Here is a 21,125-nt window from a genome sequence, read left to right as displayed (position 1 = left end):
ATGGCGCAACTGGTTCTGTCGCGTAGGGCTTTTCTGGCGGGATCGACCGCCTTGGCTGCTGTCGCCGTCTGGCCGGGAGGGTCGAAAGCGGCAGATCAAGCGCAGAAAGGCGGGCGGCTGGTCGTGGCCGCCGATTCAGAGCCGCGCAATCTCAATCCGGCCATCGTCGCATCCAACGGTGTTTTCTTCGTCGCAAGCAAGGTGATCGAACCGCTGGCGGAAGCCTCCTTCGAGGGCGAAAACGGTCTCGCACCGCGGCTTGCCACGAGCTGGGAAGGCTCCGCCGACGGGCTGACCGCGACGTTCCGTCTGCGCGATGGCGTCAAATGGCATGACGGTAAGCCGTTTACATCGGCGGATGTGGCCTTTTCGGCGATGGAAGTCTGGAAACCGCTGCAGAACCTTGGCCGCGTTGTGTTCAAGGCGCTGGAAAAGGTTGAAACGCCAGACGAGCTTACCGCCATCTTCCATTTTTCTGAACCGACGCCCTTTCAGCTTATTCGCAATGCCTTGCCGGCGCTGACCGCTGTGTTGCCGAAGCACGTCTTTGCGGGCACTGACATCATGGCCAATCCGGCCAATGAAAAGCTCGTCGGCACCGGCCCGTTCAAATATGCCGAACACAAGACTGGCGAATATTACCGGTTGGCGCGCAATGACGATTATTGGGGCGAGGGCGAGCCTTATCTGGACGAGATCGTCTATCGCGTGCTGCCGGATCGGGCGGCAGCGGCTGGCGCGCTGGAGGCGGAAGAAATCGACTTGGCCGCCTTTTCTGCCGTGCCGCTCGCCGATCTGGACCGCATCTCGAAAGTTCCGGGCCTGACGGTCATCTCCAAGGGCTATGAAGCGCTGACTTATCAGCTCGTTGTCGAGATCAACCATCGTCGCAAGGAACTGGCGGACCGGAAGGTTCGACAGGCAATTGCCCATGCCATCGACCGCGATTTCGTGGTGAAGACGATTTTCCTCGGCTATGCCAAGTCCTCGACCGGTCCCGTGCCGCGCTATGACAGCCAGTTCTATACCGATGATGTGCCGTCCTATCCGTTCGATGTGGCGAAGGCCAATGCGCTGCTGGACGAGGCCGGTTACAAGCGGGGCAAGGACGGCACGCGCTTCACGCTCAGGCTTTTGCCCGCACCTTATTTCAACGAAACCAAGCAGTTCGGCGATTATCTGCGGCAGGCGCTTGCCGCCATCGGCATCGATGCGCGCATCGTCAACAATGACTCCGCCGCGCATCAGAAGGCGGTTTATACCGACCATGAATTCGATCTGGCCATCGCGCCCACGGTTTATCGCGGCGATCCGGCCATATCGACGACAATTCTGGTGGAAAGCGGCATACCGGCAGGCGTGCCGTTCTCCAATCAGGGCGGCTATGCCAATGGAGAACTAGACGCGCTGATCGCCAATGCGGCGCGCGAGATTGATGAGAAAAAGCGCACGGCGCTCTATCATCAGTTCCAGCAGATGGTGGAGGCGGATTTGCCGCTCATCAATGTCGCGGAATGGGGTTTCATCACGGTTGCCGGTGACCGGGTGAAGAATGTTTCCAACAATCCGCGCTGGGCTGTTTCCAATTGGGCGGATACCTGGCTGGAACAGTGACGAACCTCCCGGATTGATTGTATCCTGCCGTTGTGAAACAGATTCTGGCCCTTTTCCGCAAACGATTGGTCGGCAGCATAATCGTGCTGCTGATTGTCATTGTCGGCTGCTTTTTCATGTTGGAAAGCGCGCCTGGCGATGCCGTTGACGCCTATGCCGTGACATTCGGCGGCGATGCGGCGACGATTGCAGAAATGCGGGCGCGCTGGGGGCTGGATCAGTCGGTCTGGCACCGGCTCGGGGCCTATCTGGCCGCGCTTACGCAGGGTAATCTCGGCTGGTCCGTCAGTTTCAACCGGCCCATTCTTGTCGTCATTCTGGAACGCCTGCCCAACACGCTGCTTCTAATGGGGGCGGCGACAGCCTTGTCTTTTGCCGTGGGCTCGCTTCTGGGCATCGTTGCCGGTGCCAAACCCGGAAGCTTTCGCGACCGGTTCCTTTCCGTGGCATCGCTCGTCCTTTATGCGATCCCCGGTTTCTGGCTGGCACTTGTGCTGGTCATCCTGTTTTCGATCCGGCTGCGCTGGCTGCCGTCGAGCGGCATTGAAACAATCGCCTCCGGCAAGCATGGGCTGGCGCGGGCTGGCGACATTGCCGTTCATCTGGTGCTGCCGGTTGTCTCGCTGGCGGTGATCTATCTGGCGCTTTATCTGCGGGTGATGCGTGCCGCCATGGCTGATATCTGGCGTATGGATTTCGTGCGCGCCTTGCGGGCGAGGGGCATTTCGCATCCGCGCATTGTCCTGCGTCACGTTGCGCGCAACGCACTTCTGCCAGTCGTCACCGTGCTGGGCTTGCAGGCGGCGTCCATGCTTGGCGGCAGCGTGGTGATCGAAAGCGTCTTCGCAGTGCCGGGTCTGGGACGGCTGGCGCAGGAGGCCGTCGCAAGCCGTGATACACCGCTTCTGCTCGGCGTCATTCTGGTCAGCGCCGTCATGGTGATCGTGGTCAATTTCCTGATTGACCTGATCTATCTCTGGCTCGATCCGCGTATCGCGACTGGAGGCGGCGGGGCATGAGTCACTCGAAACGTTATTTCAGAACGGGTGAAGGTATAACGGGCACAATCCTGCTGGCCCTGCTTGTGCTCGCAGCACTTATGGCACCTCTCCTCTTTCGCGGCGATCCATTAAGCATTGTCTCAGCACCGCTGCTGCAACCTTTTGAAAATATGGACTTTATCTTCGGAACAGACCGGCTTGGACGCGATGTTCTGGCCGGGATTTTCTATGGTGCGCGCACCTCGCTTCTCGTCGGGCTGGCAGCGGCCTTGGCTTCGATCATCCTTGGCAGCATCGTCGGAACGCTGGCCGGTTTTGCGGGCGGTATCGTCGATGAGGTGCTGATGCGCATCACCGAAGCCTTCCAGACCGTTCCGGGCTTCCTGCTGGCGCTGGCTCTGGTCAGCATTGCCGGGCCGTCGCTGCCGGTGCTGATCGCTGCGATTGCGCTTTCAAGCTGGACGCAGGCGGCGCGCCTCACGCGCGGACAGGTGCTTTCCATCCGCGAAAGCGACTATGTGGCCTCGGCCCGCGTCATCGGCATGCATCCGATGGAAATCGCTTTCCGCCAGATATTGCCCAATGCCCTGCCGCCGGTGCTGGCGCTGGCGCCGGTCATCGTCGCTTCAGCCATTTTGATCGAAGCGGCTTTGTCCTTTCTGGGCCTCAGCGATCCCAACCGCGTGAGTTGGGGCGGCATGATCGCCGAAGGGCGCACGGTCCTGCGGTCCGCCCCATGGCTTTCAATTTTGCCAGGGCTGGCGCTGGCAACGACTGTTGTCGGCGTCTATCTGGCGGGCGAAGGGCTGACGAATAGTCTGTCGCGGCGCGAGGTGCGGTCGTGAGCAGCCTTGTCCACGTTGAAAAACTCTCCGTATCCTACGGCAGCGAGCCTGCGCTGGAGAGTATAAATCTCGATATAGGGCAGGGCGAAACGCTGGCGATCATTGGTGAAAGTGGTTCGGGCAAAAGCACGCTGGCGCTGGCCTTGGCATCGCTCCTGCCGGGCAATGCGCGCATGTCCGGTCAACTGGATTGGGCGGATGGCAAGCCGCGACCGGGGCGCGACATAGGCTTCGTGTTTCAGGACCCGGCATCAAGCTTCGATCCGCTGATGACGGTCGGCGCGCAGCTTGTCGAGACCATCCGCGCCCATGCGAAAATCGACCCGCTGGCGGCAAAAGCCAAAGCAATAAGCCTTTTGCAGCGGGTCCATATTCCGCAACCGGAGGCCAGCTTTGCACGCTATCCGCATCAGTTTTCCGGCGGGCAGAAGCAGCGCATCGCGATTGCGCTCGCCATTGCCGCCAGCCCGCGCCTGCTGATCGCGGACGAGCCGACGAGCGCGCTTGACACCATCGTGCAGAAGGAGATCGTCTCGCTCCTGCGCGAACTGGTGCGTGCAGATGGAATGACGCTGATCTTCATCACCCACGATATCGCTTTGGCGTCGGGGCTGGCCGACCGCATTGCTGTTTTCCGTCAGGGAAAGCTGGTGGAGTTCGGCCCGGCACGATATATCGTCTCGAACCCGCAAACGGAATATACCAAAGCGCTTATCGCCGCCGTGCCGGTGCTGGAGGCGGCCCATGGCTGAACCGCTTCTGAAAGCCGACGATCTCATCCTGCGTTATGGTGACGCCCGCGCGCTGGATGGCGTCAGCCTCGCGATTGAGCGAGGCGAAACGTTGGCGTTGGTGGGGCCGTCCGGCAGCGGCAAGTCCACGCTGGCCCGTGCACTTTTGCGGCTTCACCCGCTTCAAAGCGGCGCAATCCGCTTTGAAGGCGGAGACTGGCTGGCGCTCAACGGTGCCGAACTTCGCAAAGCACGGGCGCGCATGCAAATGGTGTTTCAAGATCCGCTTTCAGCCTTCAACCCGCGTGCGAGCGTTCATGATCTCCTGAGCGAGCCGCTGCGCATTCACAGGCTGAAGCGCGACATTGCCAGCCTTCTGCAAACGGTTGGCCTCGATCCGGCGCTGACGCGGCGCGGCGTTCATGAGATTTCCGGCGGGCAGCGCCAGCGTGTGGCGATTGCACGCGCGCTTGCGACCAAGCCGTCGCTGGTCGTGCTGGACGAGGCGGTTTCGGCGCTCGATGTCACCGTGCGCGGCGCTATTCTCAACCTGTTGCGGGACATACAGAAAGCCGAGCGGACGGCTTATCTCTTCATCACGCACGATCTGGCGGTTGCGGCACAAATGGCGGACCGTATCGCGGTGATGGAGCGGGGGCAGATTGTCGAATGCCGCCCGACGCAGGAGCTGCTGGCGGCACCGCAAGCGCCTGTCACAAAAGCGCTCATCGAAGCGGTGCCGCGCCTGCTTGTTTAAGCCTTGCCCAGTTCCACCGAACGCTTGCGGGCAGCTTCCACGGCTTCCGCAACCAGCTTCTTGAGGCGGTCGCCGCCCATCAGCACGTCGAGCGCCGCTGCCGTGGTGCCGTTCGGGCTTGTCACCTGTTCGCGCAATTTTGACGGCGAGTCGGTGCTGGCATCGGCCAGAGCGCCAGCGCCCATCACCGTCTGCATGGCAAGCAGTGCCGCCGTTTCACGCGGCAGACCGGCGGTCACACCGGCCTCGGTCAGCGCCTCGATGAAGTGGAACACATAGGCCGGGCCGGAACCTGAAACGGCAGTCACGGCATCCATCAGCGCTTCATCGTTCACGCTTGCGACCTTGCCGGATGTTTCAAGCAGGCGGGCGATGAAAGCTTCATCTTCGTTGCTCACATTGGCGTTCTTGTAGGTGACGAGCATTCCCTTGCCGATGGCGGCGGGCGTGTTGGGCATGCAGCGCAGCACGGCTGCGTCCTGACCGAGTTGGCTTTCAAAAAGCGCGACCGGAATACCTGCTGCGACGCTGACGAAAGTGGCGGCGGGTGCAAAACGCTTATAGGCAGGCAGAACCTGTGCCATGACCTGCGGCTTGACGGCCACGAGAACCATGCGCGGCTTCAGATCGCCGGGAAGGGCGTCAGCATCGGCAAAGGCATGAACGCCAGCGCCAGCAGCGCGATCGCGAAGCGCTTCCGTCGGCTCCACGACGTAAACGTCCTTCGCCTTGAGGATACCGCCATCGAGCCAGCCCTTGAGCATGGCGAAGCCCATATTGCCGCAACCAACCAGAATTACCGTGTCATGCATAGTGATCGTTCCACCCTTGGAGTTCGTTGGGGCATGGTATAGCGCCGCCTCGCCGGACTGCGCAAGCATATGCGGCCTATCCACGTGTTTCTGAGGTTAAATCATTGATCCATCAGCCTATATCGCGCAGTATGAACCGGAATTGATTGGATTTTCGGAGGGGAAGAATGGACGCGGCTTTGACAACGGGCGTGCCGCCAGCCGAAGCTTTCGGGCATGTCCGTATCATTATCGGCATGATCCTGGGCCTGTGCGTTTCCCGCCTTCTGACGGGGTTGGCGCGGTTCATCCAGCATCCCGGCAAGCAGAGGATTTATCCGGTCCATCTGGCATGGGTGGGTTTCATCCTGCTTTCGGTCATCCATTTCTGGTGGTTCGAGTTCGGCTTGCGAACCATTCAGCTCTGGACCTTCGAGAAATATCTTTTTGTGATCTTCTATGCCGGCCTCTATTTCCTGCTCTGCACGCTGCTTTTTCCCGACAGCATGGAGGAATATACCGGCTACCGCGATTACTTCATTTCCCGGCGCAAGTGGTTCTTCGGCATTCTGGCACTGGTCTATGTGGCGGACTTCATCGATACACTGTTGAAAGGCGCCGATCACTACCGGGTCTACGGGATCGAATATCCCATTCAGGTTGCCTGCTTCATCCTGTTCAGCCTGATCGCCGTTTTATGGGGCAACCGGCGCTATCATGCGGTTTTTGCAGCCGTTGCGCTGGTTTACCAGATCACTTTCACCCTGCGCCACTTCGCGACCCTGAGTTAGAGCATTTTCGAGCCAAAATTGTGAAACGTCTACGCGGGGAAATCAGTTCACTGGACTGATTTCTTATCCCGCTTCGATGCGTTGGATAATGCGATAAAACAAATAGTTAGAACGGCTCTGTTTTTACCGGAACCGCTTTACGACCGCCGCTCTGCATTGCGCCGGGTTTCGGCATCCACGATGTCGCGGAACTGGCGCAGCAGCGGGTGGCGGGCGGTCTGCCTGACGCCATAGCCAAGATTGAAAGCATAGTCGAAATCCGGCGGATTGAGCCCGATATTGTGCTGCAGCATGGTTTCAAGCTTGTCGAAGCCCTTGGCGAATATCGCTTCCGGTGAGTTGCCTTCGTTATAGTCCGCCCAAAGCTCCATGATTTCGTTGCGCAGATCATCCGGCAGCGGCGCACACAGGGTCAGGAGATCGGCTCTTTCGCGCGCGGCGCGTCCGTCATCGGCAGATTGATGGATAGCAGGTACGTCGCCGGAAATCGCCTCGCCCAGATCGTGGACGATACACATCTTGATGAGTTTCAGCCGGTCGCAATCGCCGAGTTCCCGGTCGAACAGCGATACCAGCAGGCACAGCCGCCAGCTATGTTCGGCCGTACTTTCCGGTCGGCCCTGGGAGGTGTGACCGGAACGTAATGTGCTTTTCAGCCGTTCTGCATTCTGGATAAATCGGATGATGCCATTCAGCCGGTCTGGATCGATGGCGTATTCCGTTTCGGCGCTCATACTTGGCCTCCTGATTTATCTACATGAATCAACACATATAATTGCAATTTTAACGGTTTATTTGCCATAATGAATATTAATCTGGATCAATAGCCACGGTGCAAGCGGGACGGAACGATGGTGGAAAGGGACAGAAAGGCGAGACGTGCGGCTGCCCGCCCGCTGCTGGCCTATGCGCCGGAATTTCTTGAGCCGGTTCCCTCGTCCCGCGTTTTCCAGAACGATGAAGAGCGCGAACACCAAAGGCGCCGCGAGGAACTGCTTCGCCGCAAGCAGGAATTGTTGGATGCCGGGCATGATGGCTCGATTGATCGGAAGGCCGATATGCAAGGCCGCATGTATGCCGTGCGTGAGGCATTGCAGGCCAATCTCGACGGTGCGGCGGCGAGCGCGCAATCTGCGCCGGAAGCTTCCGCGAAGCCTGAAAACGAGCCGGTGAAATTACCGCGCCGCAGGCGGCGCTGGGGGCTTCTGGCAGGCTTTACGCTCTTGGGCGGAATTATCGCAACGACATATGCCTTTCTCGTGCCGCCTCAATATGCAGCGACGGCTTCCATGCAGGTTTTCCCGCCGGAACGGCGCAGTGAAATTGCCTCCAATGCCGTTCTGGAACGTGCCGCGCAGATGGCGCGCATAACGCGCGCGGAGGATCTGGGCCGACCTTCCTTTCAGGAGGAATTGCGCGCTCGCCTGAACAGGTTACTGCCCGAGGATTTGCAAACGCCAGCGTCAAAACCGTCTGGTGTCGATTTACTGCGCCAGCGTCTTGATTTCACACAGGCGCTCGACAGCGGCACGGTGAATGTCGAGGCCACGGCAGACAGGCCGGAAACGGCGGCGCTTCTGGCCAATGCGGTTGCGCAGGCGTTTCGCGATCATCTGCAAGGCGGCTCTCCATTGAGCGCGGCTGAAGGCGATCTTCCGGCGCGCCTGCAAAGTCTGGAGGCGGATGCCGAAGCGGCGCGACAGGCGGCAACTGCCTTTCGTGTCAGCCGCGATTTTGGCAACGACGACAACAAGGCAGCGCTTCAACGCGAGTTCGCCTACAGCAAGGCCGAGACGGAGCGGATCGCCGCGGAGGCCAACAGCCTGAATGGAGCCAACGCCGGAAGTCTTGTCCGCGAAGGCGTGCCGGAAAGCATGCGTTCCGGGCCACTCGGCGCGCTGGTGGAGCGCTATCGCGCCGCAGGGCAGGGGGCTGAAACAAAGCAGATTGAGGCGGAGATCGATAAGGAGATTTCCAGCCAGCGCAGCCGCTTGCAGGCCGATCTTAAGAATGCAGTCGAACGCGAACAGAAAGCCGCCGCCGCCATTGCTGGTTTCGGCTCGGCGCCCGCGACGGATGAAGACAAGGCCCGCCTGCAAATGCTTGAGCGCGATGCCGCGACAAAGCAGGCGCTGTTTGAAGATTTGCAGATGCGCGCGGCGCGGGGTGAACCTGCCTCGACCGGCTCGGCGGCGACAGTGCGGATTGTTGCGCCTGCCATTGCTGAACCGAACCCGCGCAGTCTCCCGCCGCAATGGATCATCGCTGTTGGATTTGGGGGCGGCTTCCTGCTTGGCCTCCTTTCCATGGCGCTGGCCGGTCGCGAGCCCCGGTCGTCGTCAAAGACGGAAGCCGAGCCGGAAGACGTTCTTGAAACCTATGGCGAGACCCGTCTTGCCGCCGTGATCCGCGAAGCCAATGCGCGCTGGGAAGCCGAGAATGAAGGCGCCAGCCGACCGCGGGAAAATTCGGCCATCGGTCGTGCCATTGATGAGGTGCGTTCGTCCCGCGCCTCGCGGCTCTAACATCTGAAATTTCATAAAATCCTGCTATAAAATCCTGCATTGTCGCGCATTCGCCGATTGTCATCGGGCGTCATGACGCTTATGGGCATGTGTGCGGAAAATATGTCGTGTATCTCCCTGACGATCACGAAAGAACGGAGCGCTCGCTATGGCCCAATTGATTGATGGCAAGAAGCTCGCCGAGGATGTGGTTTCCACGGTGAAGACCGAAACCGAAAAGCTCGTGGCCGCAACCGGCATCGTGCCCGGCATTGCAGTGGTGATTGTCGGCGAAGACCCGGCAAGCCAGGTCTATGTCGCTTCCAAGAGCCGCAAGGCCAAGGAATGCGGCTTTCACTCCGTTCAGCATGATCTGCCGGAAACGGCGTCGGAGCGGGAACTTCTCGACCTGATCGAGGGCCTGAACAACGATCCCGCCATCCACGGCATTCTGGTGCAGTTGCCGCTGCCCAAGCACATTGATGCAGGCCGGGTGATCCAGACCATTTCTCCCGACAAGGATGTCGACGGCTTCCATTTCATCAATGTCGGAAAGCTTGGCACCGGCGAGGTCGAAACGGCTTTCGTTCCCTGCACGCCAGCAGGCGCGATGATCATGATCGAGCGCGTTCATGGCCGCGATCTTTCCGGGCTGAATGCCGTGGTGATCGGGCGTTCCAACATTGTCGGGAAGCCGATGTTCAATCTTCTGCTCGCCGCCAATGCAACAGTGACAGTTGCACACAGCCGCACGAAGGACCTGCCCGCAATTGCCCGCACGGCTGACATTCTGGTGGCAGCGGTCGGGCGTCCGCAAATGGTCAAGGGTGATTGGGTCAAGCCGGGCGCAACGGTAATCGATGTCGGCATCAATCGCATTCCGGCGCCGGAACGGGGCGAAGGCAAGACACGGCTGGTTGGCGATGTCGATTTCGCGGAAGCCGAAAAGGTCGCCGGAGCGATCACGCCGGTCCCAGGCGGCGTCGGTCCGATGACCATTGCCATGCTCATGGCAAACACGCTCACCTCGGCTTGCCGCACTGCTGGCGTGAAAAAGCCAGTTTTTTGACACAATTGAGCTGCGCTTTTTGCGCAGTTTCATTCCGTTTTTGATGGTTTGAAGGGCAAAACAGTGTGAATCACTGTTTTGCCTTAATTTTATTCGGGCGTTTTCAGAACACCGAAGCGCCTTCGTCGGCCCGTCCGGCGATCTGGCGGAAGGCGCGGAACAATTCGCGTCCCATGCCATGTTCATTGCCGGAAAGATCGGGGCGATCCTCGCCGCGATCGTTCAGCAGGGCGATATTGGCCAAAACCTCCAGCGTACCATTGACGGCATCGAGGCGGATAACATCGCCATCGCGGATTTTCCCGATGACACCGCCATCGAGCGCTTCCGGCGTGACATGGATGGCGGAAGGCACCTTGCCAGATGCCCCCGACAGACGGCCGTCAGTGACAAGGGCAACGCGCTGGCCGCGATCCTGCAAGATGCCGAGGACGGTCATCAGCTTGTGCAGTTCCGGCATGCCATTGGCTTTCGGACCCTGATAGCGGACCACGGCGATGAAATCGCCGGTCAGCTCGCCAGCCTTGAACGCGGCCTGCATTTCCGCCTGATCGTTGAACACCTTGGCGGGTGCTTCAATGACCTGACGCTCCGGCTTCACAGCGGAAACCTTGATGATCGCATTGCCGATATTGCCGGTCAGAACCTTGATGCCGCCGGTCGGCTGGAACGGCGCATGAATCTTGGCCAGAACCTTGTCGTCGCCGCTTTTTTCCGGAACCGGCTCGCGCACGACATTGCCGTCGGCGCCGAGCTTCGGTTCAATGGCATAAGGCCGCAGGCCTTCGCCCCATACAGTGCGCACATCCTCATGCAAAATGCCGCCATCGAGAAGCTCGCGGATCAGGAAACCCATGCCGCCAGCAGCATGAAAATGGTTCACATCGGCAAGGCCGTTTGGATAGACACGCGCCAGAAGCGGCACCACATCCGAAATCTCCGAAATATCATGCCATGTCAGCTTGATACCGGCGGCAGCCGCCATGGCGATCAGATGGATGGTATGGTTGGTCGAGCCGCCGGTCGCATTGAGGCCGATGACGCCATTGACGAAGGAACGCTCGTCCAGCATTTCGCCGACCGGCGTATATTCATTGCCGCAGGCGGTGATGGCCAGCGCGCGCTTGGCGGCCTCGCGGGTCAGGGCATCGCGCAGCGGCGTGCCCGGATTGATGAAGGATGCGCCCGGCAGATGCAGGCCCATGATTTCCATCAGCATCTGGTTGGAATTGGCCGTGCCGTAGAAAGTGCAGGTGCCGGGACCGTGATAGGATTTCGATTCTGACTCCAGCAGTTCGGCGCGCCCGACCTTGCCTTCCGCATACAGCTGGCGGGTCTTGGCTTTCTCGTCGTTCGGCAGACCGCTGGTCATCGGACCGGCAGGCACGAAGACGGCGGGCAGGTGGCCGAAGGTCAAGGCACCGATGATGAGGCCCGGCACGATCTTGTCGCAGACGCCGAGATAGACGGCGGCATCGAACATATCGTGCGACAGGCCGACAGCGGTCGCCATCGCGATGACTTCGCGGGAGAACAGCGACAGTTCCATGCCGGCAAAACCTTGCGTCACGCCATCGCACATGGCGGGCACGCCGCCTGCAACCTGCGCCACGCCGCCCGCTTCGCGCGCCGCCTGCTTGATGAGCTGCGGAAAGGTTTCGAATGGCTGATGCGCCGACAGCATGTCATTATAGGCGGTGATGATGCCGAGATTTGGAATCTCGTCGCCGATCAGCGCTGCCTTGTCATGCGGTCCGCAGGCGGCAAAGCCATGGGCGAGATTGGCGCAGGCCAGAACCGTGCGGTTCGGCTTTTTCAAAGCAGCTTCACGCACACGGCCAAGATAGGCCTCTCTGGTCGGCTTGGAGCGTTCGCGAATGCGCGCGGTGATTTCCTGTATGCGTTTATGTGCGGACTGCATGGGCATGGGTATCACCTGTGCCAATCTGGCCTGTTGGAAATGCTCTATCTCTTTGTTTTCACGCGCATCTTGTCCGAAATCGTTTCACGTTTTTCGGGATACGCTTCAGCTTGTCCAGTAGAGCTGGACGGGGGTGCGGGCATGATGGAAGACAGCTCGTACCGGCATTTCATTCTCGTCGTCGCCGGAAAGCGCCTTTTCCAGCGTTGCCTGCTTGGCAGCGCCTTCGATGTGCAGCACCAGCATGTCGGCTTCCGCGATGAGCGGCAGGGTCAGCGTCAGGCGCTTTTCACCGGCGCTCTCGGCATGGATCGGCAGCACGAGCGCGCGCGTTGCCGGATCGATCGCCTGATCGAGCCGGTCGGCATCGGGAAAGAAGGATGCGGTATGACCGTCATTGCCCATGCCCAGCACCACCACATCAAAAGGCTGGCGCAGCGCATCGATGCGGCTGGCGGCGGCAAGCGCCGCCGTTTCAACCGTCGCCGCCGGATTGTAGAGGCCGACAAACCGGGCCACACCTGCATGGTCGCGCAAAAGATGCTCGCGCACCAGCTTTTCGTTGGAGCGCTCGTTTTCAGCGGGCACGAAACGCTCGTCCACGAGGGTGATCGTGACGAGGTTCCAGTCGATCATCTTGCGGGAAAGCACCTCGAACAGCTTGAGCGGCGTGGTGCCGCCGGAGACGGCGAGCGTTGCCTGTCCCCGTTCAGCGATGGCGGCATTCAGCTTGTTCGCAATGGCTTCGGAGAGCGCTTGCGCCAGTTCTGTTCCGCTGGTGAAATCGTGCCGTTCGATGCTCATTCCATTCCCTTCCAAGACAGAAATCAGAGGCTCTCGTGCCATGTGCGCCCGTCACGCTCGATAAGCGCGATGGAGGACGAGGGACCCCACGTTCCTGCTGTGTAGCCCTGAACGGGCTGGCTGTTCAAATCCCATCCCTGAAGGATCGGATCGACCCAGCGCCATGCGGCTTCCACTTCGTCGCGGCGCATGAACAGGGTCTGGTTGCCGCGAACGACATCCATGATGAGGCGTTCATAGGCATCCGGATTGCGCTCGCTGAAGGATTCGGCAAAGCTCATGTCCAGCGGCACGTGGCGCAGGCGCATGCCGCCCGGACCCGGATCCTTGATCATCAGCCACTGCTTCACGCCTTCATCCGGCTGGAGGCGGATGACAAGCTGATTGGCTATCACCTTGCCAGCGCTTTCACCGAAGATGGAATGCGGGATCGGCTTGAAGGTGACGACGATTTCCGAAACGCGCGTGGCAAGCCGCTTGCCGGTGCGCAGATAGAACGGCACGCCAGCCCAGCGCCAGTTGGCGATTTCGGCCTTCAGCGCCACGAAGGTTTCGGTATTGCTGGTGTCGCTCTCCAGATCTTCCAGATAGCCGCGCACCGGACCGCCTGCCGAAGCTCCGGCGCGATACTGGCCGCGCACCGTCACGTCCTCGACATTGAGATTGGTGATCGGCTTCAAGGAGCGCAAAACCTTGACCTTTTCGTCATGGACGGCGTCGGCTTCAATCGATGCAGGCGGCTCCATCGCAACGAGGCAGAGAAGCTGGAGAATATGGTTCTGCACCATATCGCGCAGCGCGCCCGCCTTGTCGTAATAGCCTGCGCGCCCTTCCAGGCCGACGGCTTCGGCGACGGTGATCTGCACATGGTCGATATGGGCGGAGTTCCACAGCGGCTCATAAAGCGCATTGGCAAAGCGCAGCGCCATCAGGTTCTGCACGGTTTCCTTGCCCAGATAATGGTCGATGCGGAAAATCTGGTCCTCGCGGAAAACGCTGCCCAGCGTATCGTTGAGCGCCATGGCGGATTCCAGATCGCGGCCAATCGGCTTTTCCACGATGATGCGCGTGTCGCGGGTGATGAGGCCATGTGCCTTCAGGCGCGTGGCGATGTCGCCGAAAAGCGTAGGGCTGACGGCGAGATAGAAGGCGCGAATCTTTTCCGGCTTCTTGCCGATCAGGGTCTTGAGCGTATCCCAGCCTTCTTCGGATTTGGCATCGACAGCCACATAGCTGAGGCGGGCGAGAAAGCTGTCGACTTCCTTCTCGTCGACTTCCTCGGCCTTCACATGCTCATGGATGGCATTGCGTGCGAACTGGCGGTATTCGTCATCCGTCATGGCGCTGCGCGATGCGCCGATGATACGTGTCGGGTCGGTGAGCTGGCCTGCACGCTGACGCTGATACAGCGCCGGGATGAGCTTGCGCTCGGCAAGATCGCCGGAACCGCCGAACACGATGCAGTCGAAGGGCTCTACCGGAATTGTCTGGCTGGTCATCTATCGCTCTCTCTTCTTGCGCAAATCAGTCTGCCTGTGAGCAGCATGCGATTTTCACGCTGCCCTTGTCTATTATCTAATCGATTTAAATTCAACAGTCGCAATGCCGCATTCCCGCGAAATTGAACGCGCCCTGCGATAATTGACGGATTAACGGCTTGTGCACACATGACATGTTCATCTTAAGGCCATATTGGAACAAACAATCTGGATTCAAGTGATTTGGCCAGGTTGGACGGTATCTTGGTTATGCCAAAGGAGAATGACATGAAAAGGCTGCAAGACAAGGTCGCGATCATCACCGGCGCCGGTTCCGGCTTCGGTTCAGGCATGGCGCGCCGGTTTGCGGCCGAAGGCGCCAAGGTCGTTCTCGCAGATGTGAATGTGAAGCGCGTCGAGGACGAGCTGGCCGATATCGGCAGGAGCGGCCTTTCCGTTCAGGCCGATGTATCGCGCAAGGACGACATGGAGCGCGTGGCGCGCACGGCCTTCGAGGCGTTCGGCCGCATCGACATCATGGTCAACAATGCCGGTTTCACGCATCGCAACATGCCGTTGACGGAAGTGACGGAGGACAGTTTCGATCTGATCGCCGCCGTGAATATGAAGGCGCTTTATTATTCCAGCCAGATCGTTGTGCCGATCATGGAGCATCAGGGTGGCGGCGTCATCATCAATACGGCTTCGGCAACCGCACTGCGTCCGCGCAAGGGGCTTGTCTGGTACAGCGCCTCCAAGGGATGGATCATCAGCGCGACCAAGGCGATGGCGCTGGAACTGGCGGAGAAGAACATCCGCGTCAACTGCATTTGCCCCGCCGAAAGCGACGGAGAGGCATTGAAGCTGTTTCTGGAAGAGGATACGCCGGAAGCCCGCGCAGCGCTGAAACGCACCATTCCGCTCGACCGTTTTTCAACGCCCGACGATGTGGCGGAAGCCGCGCTCTGGCTGGCCTCCGACGCCGCCTCCATGGTGACGGGGACGGCGCTTAATGTCGATGGCGGTTACTCTATCTAGGGTCAGGACCTGTTAATTTGGTGAAAATGGTGTGAGGCCATCCGTTTGGATACGAGGAGAAAAGGCGAAGGAAATGTGGTTCATTTTCGAGACTTTTCGACAAAGTAGCCGGGCGGATGGACCACATCCTCTGGACACCGAAATGACTGGCGATCTGCTGCGTCGAACCGCTCGGCCGGGGGAACCACCCCGTCCTTCGCGGCTCTCCTGGCAGCTCTTGTCATTTCAGGTGCCATTTCCATCAAATTAACAGGTCCTGACCCTAGCCATCGGCTTCGGCCAGGAAGTCATCAAATATGGCTTCCAGCCGCCTGTGCCTCTCAGTGGCCATGCGCCTTCCGGTTTCCGTCCTGAAACCGGAGGCGAGGCCGAACAGCTTGGTGCGGAAATGGTCGAGCGCGAAGCGCTTGTCGTCCAGCGGACGGTTTTCGGCATGGGGGTCGCGCCAGTCGTAAAGCGCGCTGCCCATGCGGCCCGCAATGTAGAAACAGCGTGCCGCGCCAATGACGCCGATGGCATCCAGCCGGTCGGCGTCCTGCAATATCTTCGCTTCCACCGTGACGGGCTCGATATTGGCCGAAAAACTGTGCGCCTCAATGGCGTGGGCGGCAAGGCCGACGCGGACTTCATCCCAGCCAAGGTTCTGCAGCAAGGTTGTTGCCTTTTCCGCCGCCAGTCGCGAAGCGCGATTTCTGTCAGGCGAGTTTTTCTCCACGCTCACGCAATCGTGCAACAGGGCGGCGGCGCACAGCACTTCGGCATCGCCGCCTTCCTGACGCTGGATTGCGGCTGCGTTTTTCCAAACGCGGGCAAGGTGGGAAAGGTCATGCGATCCATCCTCGCCGTGTTCAAGCGCATGGGGCAAAAGCCTTTCCGCAAGCATTTCGAAAGGCGCGAAAATATGGGCTGTCATGCTGGTTCCGCCATTGTGTCGGGGGATTCGGACGATGACGGAAACTACGGGTTCTTGCGCAGGACGGTCCAGTTATAAATTGCGCCGAGCGCCATGATCAGGCATGTGCCGAGGAACACGGAACGCATGCCGAAGTGGCCGCCGACGAAGCCGCCTGCAACTGGCCCGGCAACCTGTCCGATATATTGGGCCGAGACGGAAAGCCCAAGCACGCCGCCCGCCACACGGTCGGGAACGTTGTGCCTTATGACGCTGCTGATGCAGGGCAGAAGCCCGCCCAGCGCCAGCCCCATCAGAAAGCGCAGGCCGATCAGTTGCCAGGCTTCCGTCACGAAAGCCTGCGGGATCAAAAGCAGCGCGGAAACCGAAAGCGCCCCGATGATGACGCGCGTATGGCCGATGCGGTCGGCAAGGCGGCCCAATCGCGAGGATGACAGGATGCTGCCGAGCGCTGCCGCAGCCATCACCACGCCGGAAATCAGCGTCACTTTCGTCTGGTCGTCCATCAACTGGATTACGTAAACGGTGATGATCGGCTCTATCGACATATTGGCGAAAAGCAGCAGCATGCCCGTCACCAGCATGGCGATGACCGGTTTCCGGTTGGGAATTGCGCTCCAGATGGATTCCGCCTTCTGTTCCTGCGTCGGCTTTGGCGGCTTGCGCTCTTCGCGAATGAGGAAAGTCGTGGCCAGAAAGGTGAGAAAGATCACCCCGCCTGCCAGCCAGAAGGTCGCGCGGATGCCTATCAGCGGCGGCAAGGCGCCGCCGAGCAGCGGGCCTGCCAGATTGCCCGCCATGATACCCGCCGAAAGCGCGCCCAGCGCCCAGCCGGTCTTGTCCTTCGGCGTCTGCGTGGCGACGAGGATCATCGATCCGGACGAGTAGCCGCCCGCAATGCCGACAAACAGGCGCAGCGCCACCAACTGCCACACGCTCGTTACCATGCCGATCAGCGACATGGCGATGGCCATGCCGAGGCTGGCGCGGATCAGCATGAGCTTGCGCCCGTAACGATCACCGAGCTTGCCCCACAGCGGCGCGACGAAGGCTGCTGCCAGAAAGGTCGCGCCATAGGCGATGCCCGACCACTGCACGATGGCCGCGTGATCGGCGACGCCAAGCTGCTCCACATAAAGCGGCAGGAAAGGCAGAAGCAGCGACATGGCAATGAGCGTCGTGAACGATCCGATGAGGCAGATCAAAAGGTTCTGCTTCCAGTAGCGTTCGTGGCTTTCCTGGACCGTTTCATTGCTTTGCTGGGTCGTTTCATTTCCGGCGGCGGCTTGGGCGGTGCTCATGTCATGTCTCGCGGTTGCAATGTATGCCGTTTTGGGATACCAAATTGGTATGCATGAGTGCGCCTGTTGACGCCGCTTGTCAATCGGGGTGCAGATTTAAAACGGAGAATGGTCGCCAATGTCACAGATGAGGCAGGTTGAAACGCAGCTTCGCGACATGATCCTCGGGCTGGAACTGGGGCCGGGCGAGCGTTTGACCGAGCGCTGGATCGAGGCGCAGTTTGACGCCTCGCGCACGCCGATCCGGGCGGCGCTCCTGCGGCTTGAGGCGGAAGGGCTGATCTGCCGCGAAGGGCGCGGCTGGACGGTTTCGCCCATCAATCTTGGTGAAATCGAGCAGATCGGCGTCTACCGCGAGGCGCTGGAAATCGCCGCTTTGAAGCTCACCTGCGCGTTGGAAGATCGCAGCCACGTGGAGCCTATTGCAGCCATGCTGGACAGTTGCGATGCCGACACTTCACGCGAGGAATGGCACCGTATCGGCATGGATTTTCATATCGAACTGGCGCGGCTTTCCGGCAATGAGTTTCTCAGCCGTGGCGTGCGCGACGCCATGCAGCGCCTCTCACGGGCGCGCTGGCTGGAGGTGCGCGACGAGGCGGCGCTTGCCCGCGCATGGGCGGAACACCGCGCCATTCTCGAGGCGGTGCGCGAAGGGGACGCCGACAAGGCGACGCGTCTGATGAGCGCTCATCTGGACGGTAGCCGCAGCCGCCTCGTCAGCAATCTGCACGAGGACCGGCGCGGCCTCAAGGCGCGGGGCTTTGCCGTCATCAGCGGCTGACGCAGTCACCGCCATTCGGGCAGCTTATGGCCGTCCCGCGAATAATATTGCGTGCGCCCATCGCCTATACCGATATCGCGCAGGAGATATTCCGGCGAATGCTCGGTGATGACGATATGGGTGCGCTTGCGTGAAAACAGGCGGGAGAACAGCGCGCTCCAGCCGCTGTCAGCCTCATGGCAGATAGTGGGTGCCGGGGCGGTGGCAGAATTGAGGTTCTTCATGGTCTTACCTGTCGGATGAAGCGGCTGTGGGAGGCAGCGGCCCGTTAATCTGTGCCCGTAGATATGCGCCCGAAAGCCTTTGTTTTCCAATTGAACATCAATTAGTGTGCATAAGGAGGACTTATGTATCATGACCGCAGCGCTTCCCCCTTTATCGGCCATTCGCGTTTTTGAATCCGCCGCCCGCCATGCAAGTTTCACCCGCGCCGCGGCGGAACTGGGCATGACGCAGGCCGCAGTCAGCTATCAGATCAAGATATTGGAGGAGCGCGTCGGCGCGCCGCTTTTCCTGCGCAAGCCGCGACAGGTGGAACTGACCGAACTTGGCAAGCAGCTTGCGCCCGCGATTACGGAAGCATTCGAGACGATGCGCAATGCCTTCGCCAGCCTGCGTGAAGACGCGGAGGGCACGTTGTCGATCAGCGTTCTGGGCACATTTGCCGCGAACTGGCTGGCGCACCGGCTTGGCTCTTTCCAGATGCGGCATCCGTCGCTTGCGGTCCGGCTCGATACGTCCGACAGTGTGATCGATTTCGCGACGACCAATGTCGACATCGCGATCAGGAGCGGTTTCGGCAAATGGCCTGGTCTGGAAGCGCATCAGCTCATCAAGGCGAGTTTCACGCCCATGCTGAGCCCGGCTCTGGCTGCGACCATTGGCGGGGTAAAGGAGCCTGCCGACCTGTTGCGGCTCAAGATAATCGATGCGAGCGACCCGTGGTGGAAGATCTGGTTCAAGGCGGCGGGGATTGAAAACCCGCAATTGCAGGGCAACCTGCAGAACCGCCTGGGCGCCCAGCATATTGAAGGGCGGGCAACGGTTGCGGGGCAGGGCGTCGGCATCCTCACGCCCGCTTTCCATCAAATAGAAATCGCCACCGGGCAGCTCATCCAGCCCTTTGACATTCTTTGCGACGATGGCCGCGCCTATTGGCTGGTCTATCCCCGGTCCCGCCGCAACACGCCAAAGATTCGCGCATTCAGGGAATGGATATTGAGCGAACTCGACTGCGAATAGCGCTGAAGTAGCGCATTCGATTTTTCGGCACACTCAAAATTTTTTCCACCGCATGTCACATTGGGCAATTCTGTCTCGTCATGTCTGTCGAACCTCTTGAACCGAAAGGAACGATACGATGACCCCTCTGCTCAACCCGCTCAATGCCGCGCCTGCCACGATGAAATCCTGGCTGAACGCCTCGATGACCATTGCATCCAGCCTTGAGGCGAGCCTGATCGAGCTTGTCAAAATCCGCTCATCGCAAATCAATGCCTGCGCCAATTGCATCAATATGCATACGGTGGAAGCGCGTTCCCTCGGCGAGACCGAGCAGCGCATCTATCTGCTGTCGGCCTGGCGCGAAGCGCCGTGCTATTCTGAGCGTGAACGTGCGGCTCTGGGATGGGTGGATGCGCTGACCCGCCTGTCGCACGGTCACGATCTGGAAGAAGCGCGCGCCGCCATGCGGGCACAGTTTACCGAGGAGGAGCAGGTGAACCTTACATTGATGATCAACATCATCAATGGATGGAACCGCATTGCGGTCGGCCTCGACCTCTGGTTCGACCCGGAAACCAAGCAGCCCGTAGCAAAGGCAGCTGCATGATGGCCGACATATCTCCGCAAGGCGATGCAGCCGAAAGCTTCGATCCGCTGCGCCCGAAACTGATCCGCGTTGCCTATCGCATGCTGGGTTCGGTCGCCGACGCGGAGGATATGGTGCAGGAAGCGTTCATCCGATGGATGAACGCCGACCGCAGCGCGGTGCGCGAGCCGGAAGCCTTTTTGCGCCGCGTCGTTACCCGCCTGTGCCTCGATTTTCTGAAATCCGGGCGCAACCAGCGCGAAACCTATTTCGGGCCATGGATTCCCGACCCGATCGTCGAAGAGGAAGCGGATGACGACGTCACCCTGCCGCTCATGCTGGCGCTGGAGCGCCTGTCGCCGCTGGAACGCGCCGCATTCCTGCTGCACGATGTCTTCGGGCTGGATTTCGACGAGATAGCAAGGACTATCCAGCGGGATGCGGTCGCCTGCCGCCAGCTTGCGGCACGCGCGCGAAAACATGTGCGCGAGGAGCGTCCGCGCTTTCAGGTCGACAGGCAACGCGGGCTTGAGCTGGCGCAGGCTTTTTTCACGGCGTCGCGCAGCGGCGACATGAAGCTGCTCGGCACCATGCTCGCCGCAGATGTGCACATGCATGCCGATGGCGGCGGCAAGCGCCCGGCCTTCCCGAAGCCTGCTTTCGGCTTCAGCGAGGTGATGGAAATCCACGAGAAACTGGCGGGCTATTTCCGTGGCAACCAGTCGACGCTGCTGCGCATCGTTTTCATCAATGGCTTGCCCGGCTTCATCACGCGCGAAGCCGATGGAGAAATTCAGACGACGGCTCTCGATATGAAAGATGGCAAGATTGCCGGGATTTATGTCGTCCGCAATCCCGACAAGCTGAAGCATCTGCACTGAGCATAATCTGACCCGAGTGAAGCGGGAAACGATCAGGCTCAGCTTGAACAAAGACAGGTTGGAGTGCCGATCCGATGAATTGGATCGGCACT

At 60.1% G+C, this 21,125-nt stretch carries 21 protein-coding genes; 13 read left to right on the top strand and 8 right to left on the bottom strand.

Annotation, left to right across the window (positions count from 1 at the left end; genetic code table 11):
- From AC0TNJ_RS22055 to AC0TNJ_RS22035, 5 genes are read left to right on the top strand one after another with little or no spacing between them, the layout of a single operon-like run.
- A complete protein-coding gene (locus tag AC0TNJ_RS22055) occupies positions 1-1,614 on the top strand; it encodes an ABC transporter substrate-binding protein (protein WP_473772398.1) in 1,614 nt (537 codons plus the stop codon).
- A gap of 17 nt (positions 1,615-1,631) precedes the next feature.
- A complete protein-coding gene (locus AC0TNJ_RS22050; protein ID WP_473772397.1) occupies positions 1,632-2,633 on the top strand; it encodes an ABC transporter permease in 1,002 nt (333 codons plus the stop codon).
- Positions 2,630-3,460, top strand: a complete 831-nt coding sequence (locus AC0TNJ_RS22045) for an ABC transporter permease (protein WP_473772396.1) — start codon at positions 2,630-2,632, stop codon at positions 3,458-3,460. Before AC0TNJ_RS22050 ends, AC0TNJ_RS22045 begins: the two co-directional genes overlap by 4 nt.
- Positions 3,457-4,212: an ABC transporter ATP-binding protein gene (locus AC0TNJ_RS22040; RefSeq protein ID WP_473772395.1), complete on the top strand. Its 756-nt coding sequence runs from the start codon at positions 3,457-3,459 to the stop codon at positions 4,210-4,212. The genes AC0TNJ_RS22045 and AC0TNJ_RS22040 overlap by 4 nt, the downstream gene beginning before the upstream one ends.
- Positions 4,205-4,948 (top strand): ATP-binding cassette domain-containing protein, encoded by a 744-nt coding sequence (locus AC0TNJ_RS22035; protein WP_473772394.1) that lies wholly within the window; start codon positions 4,205-4,207, stop codon positions 4,946-4,948. The genes AC0TNJ_RS22040 and AC0TNJ_RS22035 overlap by 8 nt, the downstream gene beginning before the upstream one ends.
- On the opposite strand, the gene proC is transcribed toward AC0TNJ_RS22035, so the two are convergent.
- The gene (gene proC, locus AC0TNJ_RS22030; protein ID WP_473772434.1) at positions 4,945-5,760 is read right to left on the bottom strand and encodes a pyrroline-5-carboxylate reductase; all 816 of its coding nucleotides are present in this window, start codon (positions 5,758-5,760) and stop codon (positions 4,945-4,947) included. The genes AC0TNJ_RS22035 and proC overlap by 4 nt on opposite strands.
- A gap of 167 nt (positions 5,761-5,927) precedes the next feature.
- On the opposite strand from proC, the gene AC0TNJ_RS22025 reads away from it, so the two are divergent.
- The gene (locus tag AC0TNJ_RS22025) at positions 5,928-6,530 is read left to right on the top strand and encodes a hypothetical protein (RefSeq protein ID WP_122002017.1); all 603 of its coding nucleotides are present in this window, start codon (positions 5,928-5,930) and stop codon (positions 6,528-6,530) included.
- Between the two features lie 137 nt (positions 6,531-6,667).
- On the opposite strand, the gene AC0TNJ_RS22020 is transcribed toward AC0TNJ_RS22025, so the two are convergent.
- Entirely contained in the window at positions 6,668-7,264 is a 597-nt protein-coding gene (locus AC0TNJ_RS22020) for an HD domain-containing protein (protein ID WP_473768323.1), read from the bottom strand.
- Positions 7,265-7,381: 117 nt separating this feature from the next.
- Here AC0TNJ_RS22020 and AC0TNJ_RS22015 point away from each other — a divergent pair, with 117 nt between their 5' ends.
- Positions 7,382-9,055: a Wzz/FepE/Etk N-terminal domain-containing protein gene (locus AC0TNJ_RS22015; protein ID WP_473772393.1), complete on the top strand. Its 1,674-nt coding sequence runs from the start codon at positions 7,382-7,384 to the stop codon at positions 9,053-9,055.
- Between the two features lie 148 nt (positions 9,056-9,203).
- Positions 9,204-10,103, top strand: coding sequence for a bifunctional methylenetetrahydrofolate dehydrogenase/methenyltetrahydrofolate cyclohydrolase FolD (folD, locus tag AC0TNJ_RS22010; protein ID WP_122002014.1), 900 nt, complete (start codon positions 9,204-9,206; stop codon positions 10,101-10,103).
- A 103-nt stretch (positions 10,104-10,206) separates the two neighbouring features.
- Here the strand turns inward: folD and edd are convergent, their stop codons facing one another.
- The 3 genes from edd to zwf all read right to left on the bottom strand — a co-directional run bounded on the left by edd (position 10,207) and on the right by zwf (position 14,327).
- Positions 10,207-12,030 (bottom strand): phosphogluconate dehydratase, encoded by a 1,824-nt coding sequence (edd, locus tag AC0TNJ_RS22005; protein ID WP_473772392.1) that lies wholly within the window; start codon positions 12,028-12,030, stop codon positions 10,207-10,209.
- 99 nt (positions 12,031-12,129) lie between these two features.
- On the bottom strand, positions 12,130-12,828 hold the full coding sequence (gene pgl / locus AC0TNJ_RS22000; RefSeq protein WP_122002012.1) for a 6-phosphogluconolactonase: 699 nt from the start codon (positions 12,826-12,828) through the stop codon (positions 12,130-12,132).
- A 23-nt stretch (positions 12,829-12,851) separates the two neighbouring features.
- Positions 12,852-14,327, bottom strand: a complete 1,476-nt coding sequence (zwf, locus tag AC0TNJ_RS21995) for a glucose-6-phosphate dehydrogenase (RefSeq protein WP_122002011.1) — start codon at positions 14,325-14,327, stop codon at positions 12,852-12,854.
- Positions 14,328-14,594: 267 nt separating this feature from the next.
- Between zwf and AC0TNJ_RS21990 the strand changes: the two genes are divergently transcribed.
- Positions 14,595-15,344, top strand: coding sequence for an SDR family oxidoreductase (locus AC0TNJ_RS21990; RefSeq protein ID WP_473772391.1), 750 nt, complete (start codon positions 14,595-14,597; stop codon positions 15,342-15,344).
- A gap of 262 nt (positions 15,345-15,606) precedes the next feature.
- Here AC0TNJ_RS21990 and AC0TNJ_RS21985 read toward each other — a convergent pair whose 3' ends face one another.
- A complete protein-coding gene (locus tag AC0TNJ_RS21985; protein ID WP_473772390.1) occupies positions 15,607-16,257 on the bottom strand; it encodes an HD domain-containing protein in 651 nt (216 codons plus the stop codon).
- A 44-nt stretch (positions 16,258-16,301) separates the two neighbouring features.
- The gene (locus AC0TNJ_RS21980; RefSeq protein ID WP_473772389.1) at positions 16,302-17,558 is read right to left on the bottom strand and encodes a multidrug efflux MFS transporter; all 1,257 of its coding nucleotides are present in this window, start codon (positions 17,556-17,558) and stop codon (positions 16,302-16,304) included.
- Between the two features lie 118 nt (positions 17,559-17,676).
- Between AC0TNJ_RS21980 and AC0TNJ_RS21975 the strand changes: the two genes are divergently transcribed.
- Positions 17,677-18,342 carry a GntR family transcriptional regulator gene (locus AC0TNJ_RS21975; RefSeq protein WP_473772388.1) on the top strand — a complete coding sequence of 222 codons (666 nt, stop codon included), beginning with the start codon at positions 17,677-17,679 and terminating at the stop codon, positions 18,340-18,342.
- A 5-nt stretch (positions 18,343-18,347) separates the two neighbouring features.
- Here AC0TNJ_RS21975 and AC0TNJ_RS21970 read toward each other — a convergent pair whose 3' ends face one another.
- Complete coding sequence (locus tag AC0TNJ_RS21970; RefSeq protein WP_473772387.1) at positions 18,348-18,566, bottom strand: hypothetical protein; 219 nt, start codon at positions 18,564-18,566, stop codon at positions 18,348-18,350.
- Positions 18,567-18,696: 130 nt separating this feature from the next.
- Here AC0TNJ_RS21970 and gcvA point away from each other — a divergent pair, with 130 nt between their 5' ends.
- The 3 genes from gcvA to AC0TNJ_RS21955 all read left to right on the top strand — a co-directional run bounded on the left by gcvA (position 18,697) and on the right by AC0TNJ_RS21955 (position 21,033).
- Positions 18,697-19,584: a transcriptional regulator GcvA gene (gene gcvA / locus AC0TNJ_RS21965; RefSeq protein WP_122002005.1), complete on the top strand. Its 888-nt coding sequence runs from the start codon at positions 18,697-18,699 to the stop codon at positions 19,582-19,584.
- A gap of 118 nt (positions 19,585-19,702) precedes the next feature.
- The gene (locus tag AC0TNJ_RS21960) at positions 19,703-20,173 is read left to right on the top strand and encodes a carboxymuconolactone decarboxylase family protein (RefSeq protein ID WP_473772386.1); all 471 of its coding nucleotides are present in this window, start codon (positions 19,703-19,705) and stop codon (positions 20,171-20,173) included.
- On the top strand, positions 20,173-21,033 hold the full coding sequence (locus tag AC0TNJ_RS21955; RefSeq protein ID WP_473772385.1) for a sigma-70 family RNA polymerase sigma factor: 861 nt from the start codon (positions 20,173-20,175) through the stop codon (positions 21,031-21,033). The genes AC0TNJ_RS21960 and AC0TNJ_RS21955 overlap by 1 nt, the downstream gene beginning before the upstream one ends.
- Positions 21,034-21,125 lie beyond the last annotated feature (92 nt).

The sequence above is a fragment of the Ochrobactrum sp. PL_is483 genome (assembly GCF_055816855.1).
Note: the sequence above shows the minus strand (reverse complement) of the source record. Positions and strands in the feature narration are given on the sequence as shown.